General features: G+C 69.9%; 20 protein-coding genes. 15 read left to right on the top strand and 5 right to left on the bottom strand.

Annotated features, from left to right (window positions below; translation table 11 throughout):
• The first annotated feature begins 33 nt into the window (after nt 1-33).
• The 5 genes from ACTXG6_RS30160 to ACTXG6_RS30140 all read left to right on the top strand — a co-directional run bounded on the left by ACTXG6_RS30160 (nt 34) and on the right by ACTXG6_RS30140 (nt 3,910).
• Nucleotides 34-279 (top strand): acetyl-CoA carboxylase, encoded by a 246-nt coding sequence (locus tag ACTXG6_RS30160; RefSeq protein ID WP_445182792.1) that lies wholly within the window; start codon nt 34-36, stop codon nt 277-279.
• Nucleotides 276-1,631 carry an acetyl-CoA carboxylase biotin carboxylase subunit gene (locus ACTXG6_RS30155; protein WP_445182791.1) on the top strand — a complete coding sequence of 452 codons (1,356 nt, stop codon included), beginning with the start codon at nt 276-278 and terminating at the stop codon, nt 1,629-1,631. Before ACTXG6_RS30160 ends, ACTXG6_RS30155 begins: the two co-directional genes overlap by 4 nt.
• On the top strand, nt 1,628-2,521 hold the full coding sequence (locus ACTXG6_RS30150) for a 5-oxoprolinase subunit B family protein (protein ID WP_445182790.1): 894 nt from the start codon (nt 1,628-1,630) through the stop codon (nt 2,519-2,521). Before ACTXG6_RS30155 ends, ACTXG6_RS30150 begins: the two co-directional genes overlap by 4 nt.
• Nucleotides 2,518-3,489 carry a biotin-dependent carboxyltransferase family protein gene (locus ACTXG6_RS30145; RefSeq protein ID WP_445182789.1) on the top strand — a complete coding sequence of 324 codons (972 nt, stop codon included), beginning with the start codon at nt 2,518-2,520 and terminating at the stop codon, nt 3,487-3,489. The genes ACTXG6_RS30150 and ACTXG6_RS30145 overlap by 4 nt, the downstream gene beginning before the upstream one ends.
• A 286-nt stretch (nt 3,490-3,775) precedes the next feature.
• The gene (locus ACTXG6_RS30140; RefSeq protein WP_445182788.1) at nt 3,776-3,910 is read left to right on the top strand and encodes a DUF3955 domain-containing protein; all 135 of its coding nucleotides are present in this window, start codon (nt 3,776-3,778) and stop codon (nt 3,908-3,910) included.
• A gap of 14 nt (nt 3,911-3,924) precedes the next feature.
• Here ACTXG6_RS30140 and ACTXG6_RS30135 read toward each other — a convergent pair whose 3' ends face one another.
• Together ACTXG6_RS30135 and ACTXG6_RS30130 are read right to left on the bottom strand one after the other, a co-directional pair.
• Nucleotides 3,925-4,806: an ATP-binding cassette domain-containing protein gene (locus tag ACTXG6_RS30135; protein ID WP_445182787.1), complete on the bottom strand. Its 882-nt coding sequence runs from the start codon at nt 4,804-4,806 to the stop codon at nt 3,925-3,927.
• Nucleotides 4,803-5,126 (bottom strand): ABC transporter ATP-binding protein, encoded by a 324-nt coding sequence (locus ACTXG6_RS30130; protein ID WP_445182786.1) that lies wholly within the window; start codon nt 5,124-5,126, stop codon nt 4,803-4,805. The genes ACTXG6_RS30135 and ACTXG6_RS30130 overlap by 4 nt, the downstream gene beginning before the upstream one ends.
• A 342-nt stretch (nt 5,127-5,468) precedes the next feature.
• Between ACTXG6_RS30130 and ACTXG6_RS30125 the strand changes: the two genes are divergently transcribed.
• The gene (locus ACTXG6_RS30125; protein WP_445182785.1) at nt 5,469-5,687 is read left to right on the top strand and encodes a hypothetical protein; all 219 of its coding nucleotides are present in this window, start codon (nt 5,469-5,471) and stop codon (nt 5,685-5,687) included.
• A gap of 481 nt (nt 5,688-6,168) precedes the next feature.
• On the opposite strand, the gene ACTXG6_RS30120 is transcribed toward ACTXG6_RS30125, so the two are convergent.
• A complete protein-coding gene (locus tag ACTXG6_RS30120; protein ID WP_445182784.1) occupies nt 6,169-7,161 on the bottom strand; it encodes a Gfo/Idh/MocA family protein in 993 nt (330 codons plus the stop codon).
• A 366-nt stretch (nt 7,162-7,527) separates the two neighbouring features.
• On the opposite strand from ACTXG6_RS30120, the gene ACTXG6_RS30115 reads away from it, so the two are divergent.
• Together ACTXG6_RS30115 and ACTXG6_RS30110 are read left to right on the top strand one after the other, a co-directional pair.
• On the top strand, nt 7,528-7,629 hold the full coding sequence (locus ACTXG6_RS30115; RefSeq protein WP_445190134.1) for a putative leader peptide: 102 nt from the start codon (nt 7,528-7,530) through the stop codon (nt 7,627-7,629).
• Nucleotides 7,630-7,748: 119 nt separating this feature from the next.
• The gene (locus ACTXG6_RS30110) at nt 7,749-7,967 is read left to right on the top strand and encodes a heavy-metal-associated domain-containing protein (protein WP_445182783.1); all 219 of its coding nucleotides are present in this window, start codon (nt 7,749-7,751) and stop codon (nt 7,965-7,967) included.
• Between the two features lie 118 nt (nt 7,968-8,085).
• Here the strand turns inward: ACTXG6_RS30110 and ACTXG6_RS30105 are convergent, their stop codons facing one another.
• Nucleotides 8,086-8,706, bottom strand: coding sequence for a hypothetical protein (locus ACTXG6_RS30105; RefSeq protein WP_445182782.1), 621 nt, complete (start codon nt 8,704-8,706; stop codon nt 8,086-8,088).
• Between the two features lie 42 nt (nt 8,707-8,748).
• On the opposite strand from ACTXG6_RS30105, the gene ACTXG6_RS30100 reads away from it, so the two are divergent.
• The gene (locus tag ACTXG6_RS30100) at nt 8,749-9,174 is read left to right on the top strand and encodes a hypothetical protein (RefSeq protein WP_445182781.1); all 426 of its coding nucleotides are present in this window, start codon (nt 8,749-8,751) and stop codon (nt 9,172-9,174) included.
• Nucleotides 9,175-9,211: 37 nt separating this feature from the next.
• Nucleotides 9,212-9,778 (top strand): sigma-70 family RNA polymerase sigma factor, encoded by a 567-nt coding sequence (locus ACTXG6_RS30095; protein WP_445182780.1) that lies wholly within the window; start codon nt 9,212-9,214, stop codon nt 9,776-9,778.
• Between the two features lie 247 nt (nt 9,779-10,025).
• Here the strand turns inward: ACTXG6_RS30095 and ACTXG6_RS30090 are convergent, their stop codons facing one another.
• The gene (locus ACTXG6_RS30090) at nt 10,026-10,724 is read right to left on the bottom strand and encodes a GNAT family N-acetyltransferase (RefSeq protein ID WP_445182779.1); all 699 of its coding nucleotides are present in this window, start codon (nt 10,722-10,724) and stop codon (nt 10,026-10,028) included.
• A gap of 618 nt (nt 10,725-11,342) precedes the next feature.
• Here ACTXG6_RS30090 and ACTXG6_RS30085 point away from each other — a divergent pair.
• The 5 genes from ACTXG6_RS30085 to ACTXG6_RS30065 all read left to right on the top strand — a co-directional run bounded on the left by ACTXG6_RS30085 (nt 11,343) and on the right by ACTXG6_RS30065 (nt 15,305).
• Nucleotides 11,343-11,561, top strand: a complete 219-nt coding sequence (locus ACTXG6_RS30085) for a hypothetical protein (protein WP_445182778.1) — start codon at nt 11,343-11,345, stop codon at nt 11,559-11,561.
• Nucleotides 11,562-11,729: 168 nt separating this feature from the next.
• Nucleotides 11,730-12,398: a GntR family transcriptional regulator gene (locus ACTXG6_RS30080; protein WP_445182777.1), complete on the top strand. Its 669-nt coding sequence runs from the start codon at nt 11,730-11,732 to the stop codon at nt 12,396-12,398.
• Nucleotides 12,399-12,405: 7 nt separating this feature from the next.
• On the top strand, nt 12,406-13,347 hold the full coding sequence (locus ACTXG6_RS30075) for a polysaccharide deacetylase family protein (RefSeq protein ID WP_445182776.1): 942 nt from the start codon (nt 12,406-12,408) through the stop codon (nt 13,345-13,347).
• A gap of 66 nt (nt 13,348-13,413) precedes the next feature.
• On the top strand, nt 13,414-14,610 hold the full coding sequence (locus ACTXG6_RS30070; protein ID WP_445182775.1) for a CaiB/BaiF CoA transferase family protein: 1,197 nt from the start codon (nt 13,414-13,416) through the stop codon (nt 14,608-14,610).
• A 35-nt stretch (nt 14,611-14,645) separates the two neighbouring features.
• Nucleotides 14,646-15,305 carry an isochorismatase family protein gene (locus ACTXG6_RS30065; protein ID WP_445182774.1) on the top strand — a complete coding sequence of 220 codons (660 nt, stop codon included), beginning with the start codon at nt 14,646-14,648 and terminating at the stop codon, nt 15,303-15,305.
• Nucleotides 15,306-15,327 lie beyond the last annotated feature (22 nt).

Raw genomic sequence — 15,327 nt, 5'->3', positions numbered from 1 at the left:
CACACCGCTCGGCCCGACCAACGAAGGAGTCCGATGGCCCGTCACGAAGTTCTCTCGCCCATCCCCGGTGTCTTCTACCGCAGGGCCGACCCGGGCAGCGACCCGTTCGTCTCCGAGGGACAGAGTGTGGGGACCGACGACACGGTGTGCCTGGTCGAGGTCATGAAGTCGTTCCACCAGGTGCCGGCGGGAGCGGCCGGCACGGTCGTCGAGTTCCTCATCGAGGACGAGGGTGTCGTCGAGGCGGGCCAGGCGGTCGCCGTGATCGAGGTCGAATGAGGCGGCTGCTCGTCGCCAACCGCGGCGAGATCGCGGTGCGAATCATCCGCGCCGCGCGTGACCTGGGGATCTCCACCGTCGCCGTGCACAGCACCGCCGACGCGACCGCGCTGCACGTGCGGCTGGCCGACGCGGCGGTCGAGATCGGGCCACCGCAGGCCGCCAAGAGCTATCTCAACGTCGAGGCGATCCTCGAGGCCGCGCGGGCCACCGGCGCGGATGCGGTGCACCCTGGTTACGGGTTCCTGTCCGAGCGGGCCGCCTTCGCCGCCGCGGTCACCGATGCGGGGCTGGTGTTCGTCGGCCCGGACGCCGCGGTGATCGACCAGATGGGCGACAAGGTCCGGGCCCGCCAGGTGGCCGCGGCCGCCGGGGTGCCGACGGTGCCGGGCACCCGGGACGGCGTCGACGACGTCGCCGCCGCGGTCGCCGCGGCGGCGGACATCGGCTACCCGGTGATGCTCAAGGCGGCCGCCGGCGGGGGCGGGCGCGGCATCCGGGTCGTCGAGGACGAGTCCGGTCTGCGCTCGGGTTTCCCGGCCGCGTCGAAGGAGGCGGCGGCCGCGTTCGGCGACGGGCGGATGTACCTGGAGCGCTTCGTCCGGCGGGCGCGGCACATCGAGGTCCAGCTGCTCGGGGACGGCACGGACGCCGTCCACCTGCACGAGCGGGAGTGCTCGTTGCAGCGCCGGCGGCAGAAGATGCTCGAGGAAGCCACGGCGCCGGGCATCGACGCGGGGGTCAGGGAGGCGATGGCGACCGCCGCGGTGCGGCTGGCCGGTGAGGTCGGCTACCGGGGCGCGGGGACCGCGGAGTTCCTGCTCGACGAACAGACGCGGGAGTTCTTCTTCATCGAGATGAACACCCGCATCCAGGTCGAACATCCCACCACCGAGCTGGTCACCGGCGTCGACCTGGTGGCCGAGCAAATCCGGATCGCGGCCGGCGAACCGCTGCGGTTGCACCAGCGGGACATCGTGGCGCGCGGGCACGCGATCGAGCTGCGGGTGTGCGCGGAGGACCCGTCCCGCGACTTCCTGCCGGCACCCGGAAACGTCGGGCGGGTGGTGCTGCCGGCCGGCCCGTGGGTTCGGGTGGACACCTGGCTGGAACCGGACAGCAGCGTCCCGCCGTTCTACGACTCGCTGCTGGCGAAGATCATCGTGTGGGGCGAGGACCGGGAGACGGCGCTGCGCCGTGCGCGCCGCGCGCTCGCGGAGTTCGTCGTGGAGGGCGTGCCGACGACCGCGGGCCTGTTCACCGAACTGCTCGCACAGCCGTGGTTGGCGGCGGGGGAGTTCCACACCGGGACGTTGGAGCAGTGGTTGCGCGACCGGAAGGAGGAACAGTGAGCGACCTCAGCGACATCCAGGCCGCGCGCTACAGCTGGGGCGGTGACGAGTTCATCTTCGTGGAGCTGGCCGAGGAGATGAGCCTGCAGGCCAACTTCCGGGTCATGGCGATCACCAAGGCGTTGCGCGAGCAGCGGCCCGACGGCGTGCTGGAGATCTGCCCGGCGAACGCGTCCTACCAGGTCCGCTACGACCCGGACGTGATCGAACCGCACGACCTGCTGGCCCAGCTGCGGGACCTGGAGAAACGGGTCGGCGACGCCCACGACCTCGCACTGTCGACCCGGGTGCTGGAGATCCCGGTGCTCTACCGCGACCCGTGGACCACCGAGACGTTGATGCGCTTCCGCGACCGCCACCAGGATCCGGACGCCACCGACATCGAGTACGCCGCGCGGATCAACGGGTACGCGAGCGTCGAGGAGTTCATCGCCGCGCACTCCGGTTCCCCCTGGTTCACCTCGATGGTCGGGTTCGTCGCGGGGCTGCCGTTCAAGTTCCAGATGGTGCCCCGGGAACGGCAGATCGTGGTGCCGAAGTACCTGCGCCCGCGCACCGACACCCCCAAGCAGACCGTCGGCTACGGCGGCTGTTTCTCCTGCATCTACTCGGTCCGCGGCGCGGGTGGCTACCAGATGTTCGGCATCACCCCGGCCCCGATCTACGACCCGTCCCAGTCGTTGCCCGACTTCGCCGACTTCATGGTGTTCTTCAGGCCGGCCGACATCGTCAAGTTCACCCCGATCGACCGGGAGCGCTACGACGCCTACCTCGCCGAGGTGGAGGCCGGGACGTTCCGGATCAACGCGCGGCCGGTCGAGTTCAGCCTGCAACCGTTCCTCGACGACCCCGACGGCTACAACGCCCGTCTGCTGGAGGTGCTGCGGTGAGCTCGATCGAGGTTCACAAGCCCGGTCTGTCCACCACCGTCCAGGACTCCGGCCGCACCGGCTACTACGACGTGGGCATCCCGCCGTCCGGGGCGCTGGACCAGTACTCACTGCGGGCGGCCAACCTGCTGGTCGGCAACCCGGCCGGGGCGGCCGCCCTGGAATGCGTGTACCTGGGGCCCGAACTGGTGTTCACCGCGGACAGCGTGGTCGCGGTGACGGGGGCGGCCATGGTCCCTCGGGTGAATGGCGAGGAGCGGCCGCCGTGGGAGTCGTTCGCGGTGCGCGCCGGTGACCGGCTCGACTTCGGCTACCTCACCGCCGGGGCCCGGGCCTATGTCGCGGTGGCCGGTGGTGTCGACGTACCCGAGGTGTTAGGCAGCCGCTCCACCTACGGACTCGGCACCCTCGGTGGGTTGGAGGGCAGGCCGCTCGCGGCGGGCGACCGGCTCCCGGTCGGCGACGGCCCGGGCGCGACGGCCGGTCGCCGGGTGCCCGACGACCTGCGGTCGGTGCTGAGCAAGGACATGGAGGTCCGGGTCGTGATGGGCCTCTACGACCACCGGCTCACCGACGGCGGCCGGGCGGCCTTCCTCGACACGACCTGGACGCTCACCCCCGTCGCCGACCGCATCGGCTTCCGCTACAAGGGCGCCGAGCTGGACATGGTCGACCGGGAGCCGCCGTTCGGTGCGGGCCAGGACCCGTCGAACATCGTCGACGCGCCCTACCCGATCGGCTCGATCCAGGTGCCCGGTGGCGTCGAGCCGATCGTGCTGCACCGGGACGCGGTGTCCGGTGGCGGCTACATGATGGTCGGCACCGTGATCTCCGGCGACCTCGACATCGTCGCCCAGTCCGCGCCGAACTCCCGCACCAGGTTCGTGGCTGTCGATCTCGACGAGGCGCTGCGCGCGCGGGCCGCCTACCGGGACCGTGGCAGCAGGCTGGCCGAGTCGCTCGGCTGACGGTGACTGGCGATGGTCGCTATCGCGACCATCGCCACTCACGACTCCTGACCAGCGGTCGCAACGTGGCCCTGTTGCGTATGAGTGCGCAGAGCAGAGCGCCGACGACAGTCCGGGCTGGGCGGTGGCTCTTCTCGTCCCCCCGCCGCCCGGAGCGGCCGTCTAGCTGGTCGTGCCCGATCATTCAACTTAACAAGGCGGCTGTTTGATCACGAGATTTGCAGCCCTGACGTTAAATTGAATCCCGAACTAGATCTCACGAACGGATTGCGCCTCGGACTCCACGGTGGGCGAGTACGGCGTGCTCCATGAGCCGTTCGCGCTCGTTCCCATCGGGTGGTTCCTGCTCCTCGCTGGCACCACGGTCGCGTTCGTCACCGGCCTGTTGAGCCTTCGCCACCGGCCGGGCCCGTCGAACTGACCGCGACGCACAGGTCAGCGGAGCACCGGCTCCAGCGGATAGTCGGCGTCGTCCGGCGGGGGAGCGGGCATCGTGCCCTGGCCGTCCGGCACCGGCACCGCGGCCAGCAACGACTGGGTGTAGGGGTGCTGGGGATCCTCCCAGATCGCCCGCGCCGGGCCGGATTCCACGATCCGCCCCCGGTACATGACGACCAGCCGGTCGGCGATCAGTCGGACCACCGACAGGTCGTGCGAGATGAACAGCAGCCCGGCACCGCTGTCCACCGCGAGGTCCCGCATCAGCGCAGCCACCACGGCCTGGGTGGAGGCATCCAGCGCCGAGATCGGTTCGTCGCCGATCAGCAGGTCGGGCCGGGCGGCCAGGGCGCGGGCGATCGCGATGCGCTGCCGCTGGCCACCGGAGAACTCGTGCGGATAGCGGCGCGCCGCGTCGGGCTCCAACCCCACCCGGCGCAGCCACCAGGCCGGTTCGGTCCCCGTCCCCGTCCCCGACCCCGTGCCGTCGCCGCGAGCCTCCTCGGCGCCCGGCCCCGTCTCGCCGCCGCGCGCCGTCGCGGCCCGCACGCCTTCGCCGATCTGCGCCCCGATCCGACGCCGGGGGTGCAGTGAGGCGTACGGGTCCTGGAAGACCATCTGGATCCGGGTGAGCGCGGCCGGACGGCGGCGCAGGCCCAACGGGGTGACCGGGATCCCGTCGAACACCACGCTCCCCGCCGCCGGCTTGACCAGGCCGCAGATGGTGCGCGCCACGGTGGACTTGCCGCAGCCCGACTCACCGACCAGGCCCACCACCTGACCGGCGCCCACCCGCAGGTCTACGCCGTCCACCGCGCGCACCGGCGGCCTGCCCCGGTAGACCACCCGCAGGCCGGCGACCTCGAGCAGCTCGCTCACAACTCCTCCCTCGGGGTATCCAGCGCCCGGACGTCGTCCAGGGTGCGCACTCCACCGGCCGCACCGGGCAGGCTGGCCAGCAGCGACGCCGTGTAGGGGTGGGCCGGTGAGGTGAAGACCTGCAACCGGTCACCGTTCTCCACCACCTCGCCGTGACGCATCACCGCGACCCGGTCGGCGACCGCGCTCATCACGCCGAGGTGGTGGGTGATCAGCAGCACGGCCAGTCCCATCTCGGTGGCCAGGTCCCGCAGCAGGTGCAGCACCCCGGCCTGCACGGTGACGTCCAGCGCGGTGGTGGGCTCGTCGGCGATGAGCACCTTCGGTGTGCAGGCCAGCGCGATGGCGATCGCCCGAGCTTCCGTTCAGCTACGCCCTGGTGTTGTCGGCGATCGAGACTCGGGGCGCGGTACCCCGCGAACCGGTGATCGAGTACTACGGGTCCCGGGGCGCCGCGTGCACCCGGATCACCGTGCCGGTGCGGTCACCGGCGGCGGCGGGCCGTGCTCCGGATTCCCTCAGCTCTCGCCGCGCGGTGCGGTAACGAACCGTGCGGGCCGCACGTATAGATAGACATGGCACGCGAAGACCGGGCGGCTGGGATTGTGTCCAGCCTGATGAATGCCCTGACAGAGAAGAACAAAGGGCCGAGGTCGGAGCGAGTGACCGGAATGAGTGAGGCGGGCCGTGGCATCGCCGCCATGGCACTGATCGGGGCGACGCTGCTGGTCGTCGTGCCGTTGTTGGTCAACTTCCCGCTGGTCACGGTGGGCGGAGCGCTGTTCGTGTTGATCGCGGTCTCGGTCGTCCGCTCGGTGCGGCGTACCCGGGTCGAGAAGGCCGAGCCGAGCGGGCGGGCGGTGCGGTCCGACCAGGGCTAGAGAGCTCCGCCGGTCTCCAGCAGCACAGCGGCCCGGTCCCCGTGCACACTCACGAACGTGTGCTTTCCATCGCCTAGTGAGGCTGTGCCTCGGACCGCCGAGATGGTGGCTGAGCTGAGCGACTTGATGTGACCGACGCTCACGCCGGGGACTCACGGTCGTGATCGACAGACGTCGCCCGCCGCTACGTAGCGACAGTCACTGTCAGTGACCGGCCGATTGGCTCAGGCCGCTGACCTGAGGGACGGGAGTGAGTCGAGAGCAACGTGAGTCTGGATCTAGGCGAAATTTTCCGGACTGACGTTGGTCTCGATGACAATGAACGCGCCAGTCGCGCCAGGGTCGACATCAGTCCGCCCTGTCGGTGACACGGCGTTATCTCGGCGTCACGGCGGTGGTTGTGTCCCGTTCGGACGTCCGATTGGCAGTGTGACCGGCCGTGCCACCTCAACCCGGAAGCTGGAGCGGGCAGACGCAACAGCTACAGCTCGGCGGGGCCCTCTTGCGGCACGAAACCGAGCTGGTCGGCCACCGTGCCCATGATGTCCTGGACCGCGACCGTGTCGGCGAGCGGCATGACCGCGCTCTCCGGGCGTTGCGCCGCGATGCACTCGGTGACCTCGCGCAGCTCGTGCGAGTACCCGCCGCCGGTAAGGGGCAGGGTTATTTCCTGGGGCTCGCCGCCGGCCGGGTGGAGCACGATGGTGTCGGGATGGTGGAACCGAGGCAGCACGTCGATCCAGCCGTCGGTCCCGAAGACCCGTGCCTGCCCGGGTGTCGCGCACCGCAGTGAGGAGAACAGCGACGCGCTGCGCCCGTCCGGGTACCCGAGCAGCACGGCCTCCTCGACGTCGACGCCGTGCCCGTCGACGATCCCGTGCGCGGTGACCGAGTCCGGGGTGCCGAGGAACATCTGGGCGAACGAGATCGGATAGACACCCACGTCGAACAGTGCGCCCCCACCGATGGCGGCGTTGTAGAAACGGTCGGTCGGGTCGACCGGGGGCCGCACGCCGAGGTCGGCCTGCACTGCCTGGACAGACCCGATCGCCCCGCCGGCCACGAGCTCCCGCGCACGGGCGACCGCGGGCACGAACCGCGTCCACATCGCCTCCATCGCGAACACCCCGAGCTTCGCGGCCAGCTCGGTGATCTCGCGGGTCGCGCCCGGGGTGACGGTGAACGCCTTCTCCACCAGAACGCCCTTCCCGGCTCGCAGGGCGGCCAGCGCCAGCGCCCGGTGCTGCGGGTGCGGGGTGGCGAGGTAGAGGACGTCGACGTCGTCGTCCTCGATGATCGCGCGGTACGAGCTGTGCACCCGGCCGATCCCGTGCTCGGCGGCGAACGCGCCGGCCCGCTCCGCCGACCGCGACGCCACGGCCACCACCTCGGCGCCGGGGACATGCGGGAAGTCCCGCACGACCTTCGACGCGATCCGACCCGGACCCACCACTCCCCAGCGGACGATGCTCATGTCCCCATCCTCGCCTGTCGGCGAACTCCGGTCCGAGGTGGCCGCGCGCACCGAGGGCGGGGTCGCTCAGCGTGGCGAACCACCTGTTGCCGGACCGCTTGCCCGCGCGATCCGCCGACCCGAGTGGGCCGGGACAGCGGGCGAGCGGGCACCGCGGGCGTGCCTGACTGCCGTGCGTACCCGCGGTCACACGATGTAGTGGATCCCAGTGGAGTGACATCGAGGCTCCCAACCCGGCAAAGTTGACAGATCTGGTGAGCTTTTGAGCCACTGGAACTGGCCTTTTGGCGCCCAGTTCTCTCAGTCGGTGCATCCGAGGGCACGTTGGGCGAGGGGTTCGCAGCGAGGGCCCGGTAACCGCGTGCAATCATCTCGGCCAAGCGTAGTTGGCAGCTGTTCGCCGCGTACCGGATCCATGTGGATCTGCGCCGGCAAGCCAGCGCGCTGTGTACCCGGCCACTGGGCTGACGTCGTGCCGGTGTCCTCCGCCCGGCCGCCCAGATCTGTCCCCGGCGCTCGGCTGTCCCTGGCGCGCCCACGTAGCGCGAGTTCCCCGCTCGGGACGCGCATCTCCTCTGGAGGTTCCCTTGTATTCGGAGTCGTTCACCGTGACCGGGATGAGCTGCGGGCACTGCGTTGCCTCGGTGACCGAGGAGGTCAAGACCCTGCCCGGCGTGCGTGAGGTGACGATCGACCTCGCTTCCGGTCAGGTCAGCCTCACCGTCGAACAGCCGATCGACCCCTCTGACCTGCGCCGTGTCATCACCGAGGCGGGCTTCCAGCTGGCGACCCCGGTGGGCAGCTGAGAATGCCCACCCCGCCGGGCCGGTCCGCGACGTGACGGCCGCACCGCACCCCGAGCCCACCGCCGCGCGGGCCACCGTTGCCGCACCCGAACCGCCCGCTCGCGGCACCGGAACCCGGTCAGCCCCTGCTGCGTCCGGTCAACCTCGGACTGCGGCACCTGGCCGTACTGGTGCTGCCGATGCGGCCCGGCACGAACCTCGTGCACATCGGGGATGCGGGCGGCGGGCAGGAGATCGCCGCGCACGGGCACGGCGCGACGCCACCGGTTCCGGCCGCCGCGCCGGGGGTGATCACCGTCAGCGCCGGTTCCGGCACGGGCGTGCCGGTGGCCGACCGGGCCGGCGCTCCGGGGAGCTGGGCGGTGCTGGACCTGCCGGTCGGTACCGACCGACTGGAGATCAGCGGTGACGGGATCACGGCAACGGTGCCGGTCAACCTGGGCACCACGCCGCCCGACCCGGCCGTGCGGAGCGCGTTGACCGGACCGGACGGCCCGGAGTGCGCGAGCGCGGCGCTGGGCGGACTGCTCGCCGGCGCCGATCCGAGCTCGTCGCTGACCTGGGCCCCGCCGCTGGCCTGCCCGTCGCAGTCACTGACCGCGGCCGATGGGAGCTCGCTGCGCGATACCGTCACGTTCCTGGCCGGCAGGGGGATCCGGGCACTCGACGTGTCTCCGACGACTCGCCGCGGTCGCGGGCTGCCGCCGACCTGGTCCGTACCGAGGCCGCCCAGCGTCACCTGCCGATCTCGGCGACGCCGGCCGAGGGGGACACCCTGCTGGTGGTCTCCGGATGGGCACGGGCGAAGGATGCGCTGGGCAAGGCGACCGACGCGGCCACCGGAGTGCCGAACGGTGGCATCGTGCTCGCCCCCTGGCTGCTCACCGGCGGGGTGCTGGGCTCGGCATCGTCGGAGATGCTGGCCCTGACCTTCAACCCGCAGAACCTCGACCCCCGCCAGTACGCCTCGACCGTCAGCGCGGTGTTCCCCGGCGAGTCGCCGTCCTCGGCCGGCTATCTGTCCTGGGCCGCCCAGCAGCGCACGCCGCTGGACAGCCGATCCACCTTCTACGGATCCGCACCGGTCAACGTGCCGATGGGCATGGACGACGAGATGGACATGGGCGGGGAACCGTCCGACTGGTACCCCGGCGGCACCGTCGTCCCGATCAGCCCCACGCTCGGCACACCACCGCACAACCCATGAGCCCGCCCGTTACCAGCAGACCGAGAGAGGACGTGCCGTGGTTGACGACGCCGCGCTCACCGCGTTGGCATTGCGGGCGCGTGCTGGCGACAGTGCGGCGGCGACGCTCTTCGTGCGGCAGACCCATCAGCTGCTCTGGCGGATGCTGGTCGCGCTGAGCGACCGCGGCGTGGCCGAGGACCTCGCGCAGGAGACCTACGCGCGAGCCTTCCGGTCCTTGCCGAGCTTCCGCGGCGAGTCGCCCATCCGCCCGTGGCTGCTCTCGATCGCCCGCCGGGTCGCCGCCGATCACATCCGGGCCGCCCGCGCCCGGCCCAGGACCGCGCCGGAACTGGGCGCCGAGGACGCCGCCGCGGCGGGCGCGCCCGGTGACCTCGGCGAGTCGGTGGCGCTGCACGCCCTGCTGGGCGAGCTGGACCCGGACCGACGGCTGGCCTTCGTACTCACCCAGGTCCTCGGCCTCAGCTACCTCGAGGTCGCGGAGATCTGTGACTGTCCGGTCGGCACGATCCGCTCCAGGGTCGCCCGGGCCCGCGACGACCTGATCGCCCATCTCACCGCTCAGGACCGGCCGACCGGCGGACGCCGTGCCGCCCGCGGCTGACCGGCGTCACGACGCCGCGCCCACCGACCGGTCGGTGGGCGCCACCGGGTCGAGGTGCAGGTGCTCGCGCAGGGTGTCGCCCTCGTGCTCGGTGGTTGACGTCGCTTCCTGCTGAGATCAGTGCGCGGTGGGAGTGCGGGCATGCGGCTCGACGCTGATGTCCATGACCGTCCCGCACGTTAGTCCGGGTCGTCCGCGCTCGGCAATCAATACTGGACCGGTCGGTCTGCTCGGAGTCGCGCCGGGCTCAGCTCGCGGGTTCTCGGATCGGTACCCGCGCGGCGAGGAACGTGACCTCTTTGCGGAGGCGGAACCCCAGGGACTCGTACAGCCGGATCGCGCTGGTGTTGGTCGCGGCGGCGTGCAGGAACGGCGTCTCGTCGCGTGCGCGGATGCCGGCGGCCACCGCGTGCACGAGCCGGGTCCCCAGGCCCTGGCCCCGGTGGCCGGGGTCGGTGCACACCGCGCTGATCTCGGTCCACCCCGGCGGGTGCAACCTCTCGCCGGCCATCGCGACGAGCGCGCCGGCGCGGCGGATGCCCAGGTACGTGCCGAGCTCGATCGTCCGGGGCAGGAACGGGCCGGGCTTCGTCCGCTCGACCAGTGCGAGCATCTCGGGCACGTCCGCCGGGCCGAGCGGTACCGCCTCGCTGTCGGGCACCGCGGCGACGCCCTCATCGACGAGCTGCACCCCGGAGCCCCTCATCACCACCTCCCACCCGGCCGGCGGGGAGGTGGGCACCGCGGCGAGCGGCACCAGTGACCCGGGGCCGAGCAGCGCCGCGACGTCGTGCCAGGCGCGCTCGTCAGGCTCGTCCGGCAGTGCGACGAACGGGGACACGTCCGCCGGGTAGCGCAGCACCTCGCCGAGGCGCTCGGCGAGATGGGCGTGCGGTCCGAGCAGCGATGACCGTGCCGGATTGTCCAGCGGATGCCGACCGAGCATTCCCACCCTGTCCTACCTCTGTCGATCGTAGACAGCTCCCACATTACCCATGGAGGCGGCCGCCCGGAGTGTGTCCCGCGTGTCCTTAATCTCTCGTTGATTTAAAGTCGTCGTCTCGGGGCACGCTTTGACCCTGCCGACGGGCGCGGTTACTTTCGACCTGTGTCAATTCGGCCGCCGCTCACTTCGCGTGCACACGTCGACTTCTGTCGAATCACCAGCGCGCGCTGTCGGTAGCGTTCGCGCCGCACCGGGCCATCGCACTGGCCGTGGCACGCTGACCGCTGCCTCGAGGTGGTCGGACACGTCGATCTGACTGGTCCCGGCCGGCTGATCAGTGCTGCCGTAGCCCTTCGTGCAGTACCACGTCGCCGAGGCCGAGCTCCTGCTTGAGGGAACTCCGACGCCGTCCGTGACCTTATCGGGCGCTCCGTACTCGGCCTGCTCTAGGTCTATCCGTGGACCGACCCCGCATTTCAGAGGAGTCGGTTGAACCGTCCGAGAAGTTCCCGGGTGTAAGAGATTGAACAAGGTTCGCACAGTGCGGTTTGCGTGGCAATACAGTGGTTGCCCACCAGTGGCCTCGAATGGTCGCGAGGATAGAGGAGAATATCGATTATGGCCGATCACCAGTTGAGGCACGTCGCCACCTTCTGTGGCCAGTGCAACTGCGGATGCCCGGAGCTGTTCATAGATCCCGCCGCCGACGACGACCGCCGCGTGGTGATCACCGACGACTTCGGTCAGCGGATCCAGCTGAGCCTCGTGCAACTCGCGGCGATCGTGGATGACGCGCGTGCCGGGGTGCTCGACGAGGCACTCGCCGGCGTCCGCTGACCGCGGCCTGCTCGCCAGCTCGGGGCCTGTTCGCGTGCGTTCGGCTGAGTGGGTGGCGCCCGTTGCGGTTCGTGGATTCTGCAAGTTATTTTCTATTTTGTGCAACATCGTGGAGAGGAGGGCCCTTGTGAGGCTGCTCGGCCAGGGTGATCGTGCAAGATTCCTTCCATGACTGATCCCGATCTGCCCGGGCACCAGACCAAGACCGAACTGGCGCTGCGGGTGCTCCGCGAGCGGATCCGGAGTGGGGAGCTGCAGGCGGGTCACCGACTGCAGGTTTTCGACCTCACCGAGGAACTCGGGATGAGCCCGACGCCGATCCGGGAGGCGCTCCGCCTGCTTCAGGCCGATCGGCTCGTGCACTACGAACCACACCGCGGCGTCGTCGTCGCACGGCACTCGCCGGAGCGGCTGTCGGACGTCTACGACATGCGTTTGGAACTCGAGCCGCTGGCCACCAGCCTGGCGATCGAGCGGATGACCCCCGAACAGAGGGACACCATCAACCGCACCCACGAGAAGTTCCTCGCCGCCGGCAAAGCGGGACGGGGCGCCCGGATGGCCAAGCTCAACTCGGACTGGCACCTGGCGATCTACCAGGCTTCCGGCTCGGAGATGTTGCAGGAGTTCATCGCGCGGCTCTGGGACGTCTTTCCCTGGCGAACGAACTGGGCGCTGGACCAACGCTCCGCCGACAGCGTGATCGAACACGACCAGGTCATGACCGCACTCAACGCGGGCGACGCCGAGGCCGGCGCCAAGGCGATGCGCGCTCACATTCAAGCGGGCTCCGCCGCCGAGCAGCCCGAGCTGAACGGTCGGTCCCCAACCGAATGAGGAAACGATGACGTTGCGGTTCAGCGTGACGGATGTACCGGGCCCCCGGCGAGACCTCGTCGGATACGGCTCCGCGCCGCCGGTCGTCCAATGGCCGGGTGGGGCGAAGATCGCGGTCAACATCGCGGTCAACGCAGAGGAGGGGTCCGAGGTCTCGTTCGCTTCCGGCGACGGGCGCAACGAGGGGTTGGGGGAGATCCCGTACGGCATGTCCGCCGAGTACCGGGACCTGTGCGTCGAGTCGATCTACGAGTATGGGGCGCGGGCCGGCATCTGGCGCCTGCTCCGGCTGTTCGAGGAGTACCGGCTCAGGACGACCTTCTTCGCGGCGGCGGTTGCGCTCGAGCGCAACCGGGAGGTCGCCGAGTGGATCGGCAGGGGCGGGCACGAGGTCTGCAGCCATGGCTGGCGTTGGGAAGAGCCCTGGTTGCTGAGCCGCGACGAGGAACGCGAGCACATCCAGGCGGCGATCGCGTCGTTCGAGCACACCGTGGGTGCCCGGCCGGTCGGGTGGTACTGCCGGTACGGCCCGAGCGTGCACACGCGTGAGTTGCTGGTGGAGGAGGGTGGCTTCGTCTACGACTCCGATTCCTACGCCGACGACCTGCCGTACTACGTCAGCGTCGGTGGGGCGAGGCACTTGGTCGTGCCGTACACCATGGTCTACAACGATGTGAAGTTCGCAATGCCGCCGGGGATGAGCAGCCCCACCGACTTCTTCGATGTATGCCGCCGGGGGCTCGACGAGCTGCTGCGCGAGGGCAGGGGCGGGCATCCCAAGATGATGTCGATCGGGCTGCACCCCCGTTGGGTGGGCCAGGCGGGACGGACCTCGGCGCTGCGGGAGTTCATCGAACACGCCCTCGGCGAGTCGGACGTCTGGTTCACCACCCGCGAGGAGATCGCCCGGTTCTGGCTCGCCGAGCACCCCGACGTACCGGTCCGCTGAGCGGTGCGTGTTGCGCATTGTTACATAGAATATTTTTAATTTTCTATGGATGAGGAGCTGTGCTCTATGACAGACTTTCCCCTGGCGGGGCTGAAGGTGATCGATGCCGCATCGATCTTCGCCGGCCCCGTGGCGGCCACACTGATGGCCGACTTCGGCGCGGACGTCGTCAAGGTCGAACATCCACGCGGCGACAGCATCCGTTCAATGGGATGGACGGTCGACGGGGAGTCACTGTTCTGGGCCCTGGTGTCGCGCAACAAGCGGTGCATCACCCTCAAGCTGTCGGTGCCGGAGGGGCGTGACCTGCTGAAGCGGTTGGTCGCCGAGGCCGACGTGTTCATCGAGAACTTCCGCCCGGGCACGCTGGAGCGATGGGGCCTCGGCCCCGAGGTGTTGCACGAGATCAACCCGAGACTGGTCATCCTGCGTACGACGGGTTTCGGGCAGACCGGTCCGTACGCCAGGCGGCCCGGGTTCGGCACTCTGGCCGAGGCGATCTCCGGCTTCGCCAACATCAACGGTTGGGAGGACAAACCACCGGCACTGCCACCGTTCGCCCTGGGTGACTGCATCGCCGGCTTCACCGGCTGCTTCGCGATCATGTTCGCGCTGTGGTGGCGCGAGCACGGCGGCGACGGCAAGGGCCAGGTCATCGACCTGTCGATCTACGAGCCGATGTTCTGGATGCTCGGGCCGCAGGCGGCCCTGTACGACAAGACCGGCGAGATCATCGGCCGCACCGGCAACCGGACTCCCTTCACCGCGCCGCGCAACGCGTACCGGACCAAGGACGGCAAATGGCTGGCGCTCTCTGCCACCGCGCAGTCGATCGCCGAGCGGGTGGTCCGGCTCATCGGGCGGCCCGACTTCATCGAGCAGCCGTGGTTCGCCGACAACGGGGGCCGGGTGGAGCACGCCGAGGAGCTGGACGAGGTGATCGGCGGGTGGATCGGGGACCGCACGGCCGAGGAGGTGCTCGCCGCCTTCGAGGCCGCGGAGGGAGCGATCGCACCCGTGTACACCATCGAGGACATTCTCCGCGACGCGCAGTACCTGGCCCGGGAGTCCGTGGTTCGGGTTCCGCACGAGGGACTGGGGGACGTACTGATGCAGAACGTCGTGCCCGTCCTGTCCGACACACCGGGAAAGGTGCGTTTCGCCGGGGCTCCGAAGGGATCGAGCAACAGCGAGGTATATCGCGGCGAGCTCGGTCTCTCGGACGAGGAAATAGCCCACCTGGAGACCACCGGCGTTATCTGAGCGCCGTTATCCGACACTGCGGAAGGATGTGTGACGTGGCCGATTCCGGGGCACAGTTCAAAGCTGTCGAGTGCTTCTACGCCGACCGGGGAATCGGTGGATCGTCCGGTCTGGGGTCACGCCCGGCCGTTATTGTGGTGGACGTTTCCCGAGCATTCACCTCCTCGGCCTACGGCGTGGGTGCCGACAGTCCGCCGGCGGTCCCGGAGATCGCCGAGTTCCTCGGGCACGCACGAGCCGCGGCCGTACCCGTCGTCTTCACCACGATCGCGTTCGAGCCGGCCGAGGACGGGGCGTTCTTCGGCGCGAAGGTGCCGGCGTTGCGGGAACTGCGCACCGAGGACCCGGCCGCGGTGGAGATCGACCCGCTGCTCCGGCGTCGCCCGGACGAGCTCGTGCTGGTGAAGAAGTTCCCGTCGGCGTTCTTCGGCACGCATCTCGCCTCGCACCTGGTCCAGCGGGGTATCGACACGGTGATCGTCACCGGCTGCTCCACCTCGGGGTGCATCCGGGCGACCGTGGTGGACGCGGTGTCCTACGGATTCCGGGTGGTCGTCCCGGAGGAGTGCGTCTTCGACCGGGCCGAGGCGCCGCACCGGGCGAACCTGTTCGACATCAGGGCCAAGTACGCGGACGTCATGCGGCGGGAAGAAGTCGAGAAGTACTTGGCGACCCTCGTCGGAAGAGCCGATTGATCGACCGGTTGCCGGAAGTGGA

It is taken from the genome of Pseudonocardia sp. Cha107L01 (assembly GCF_052566575.1).
This window is presented reverse-complemented; position numbering and strand designations above follow the sequence as displayed.

What these genes read in the sequence shown, in the direction of transcription:
- ACTXG6_RS30160 (WP_445182792.1), top strand. Translation starts at nt 34, where the DNA reads ATGGCCCGTCACGAAGTTCTCTCGCCCATCCCCGGTGTCTTCTACCGC.
- ACTXG6_RS30155 (WP_445182791.1), top strand. Translation starts at nt 276, where the DNA reads ATGAGGCGGCTGCTCGTCGCCAACCGCGGCGAGATCGCGGTGCGAATC.
- ACTXG6_RS30120 (WP_445182784.1), bottom strand. Translation starts at nt 7,161, where the DNA reads ATGAGCATCGTCCGCTGGGGAGTGGTGGGTCCGGGTCGGATCGCGTCG.
- ACTXG6_RS30090 (WP_445182779.1), bottom strand. Translation starts at nt 10,724, where the DNA reads ATGCTCGGTCGGCATCCGCTGGACAATCCGGCACGGTCATCGCTGCTC.
- ACTXG6_RS30085 (WP_445182778.1), top strand. Translation starts at nt 11,343, where the DNA reads ATGGCCGATCACCAGTTGAGGCACGTCGCCACCTTCTGTGGCCAGTGC.
- ACTXG6_RS30080 (WP_445182777.1), top strand. Translation starts at nt 11,730, where the DNA reads ATGACTGATCCCGATCTGCCCGGGCACCAGACCAAGACCGAACTGGCG.
- ACTXG6_RS30075 (WP_445182776.1), top strand. Translation starts at nt 12,406, where the DNA reads ATGACGTTGCGGTTCAGCGTGACGGATGTACCGGGCCCCCGGCGAGAC.
- ACTXG6_RS30070 (WP_445182775.1), top strand. Translation starts at nt 13,414, where the DNA reads ATGACAGACTTTCCCCTGGCGGGGCTGAAGGTGATCGATGCCGCATCG.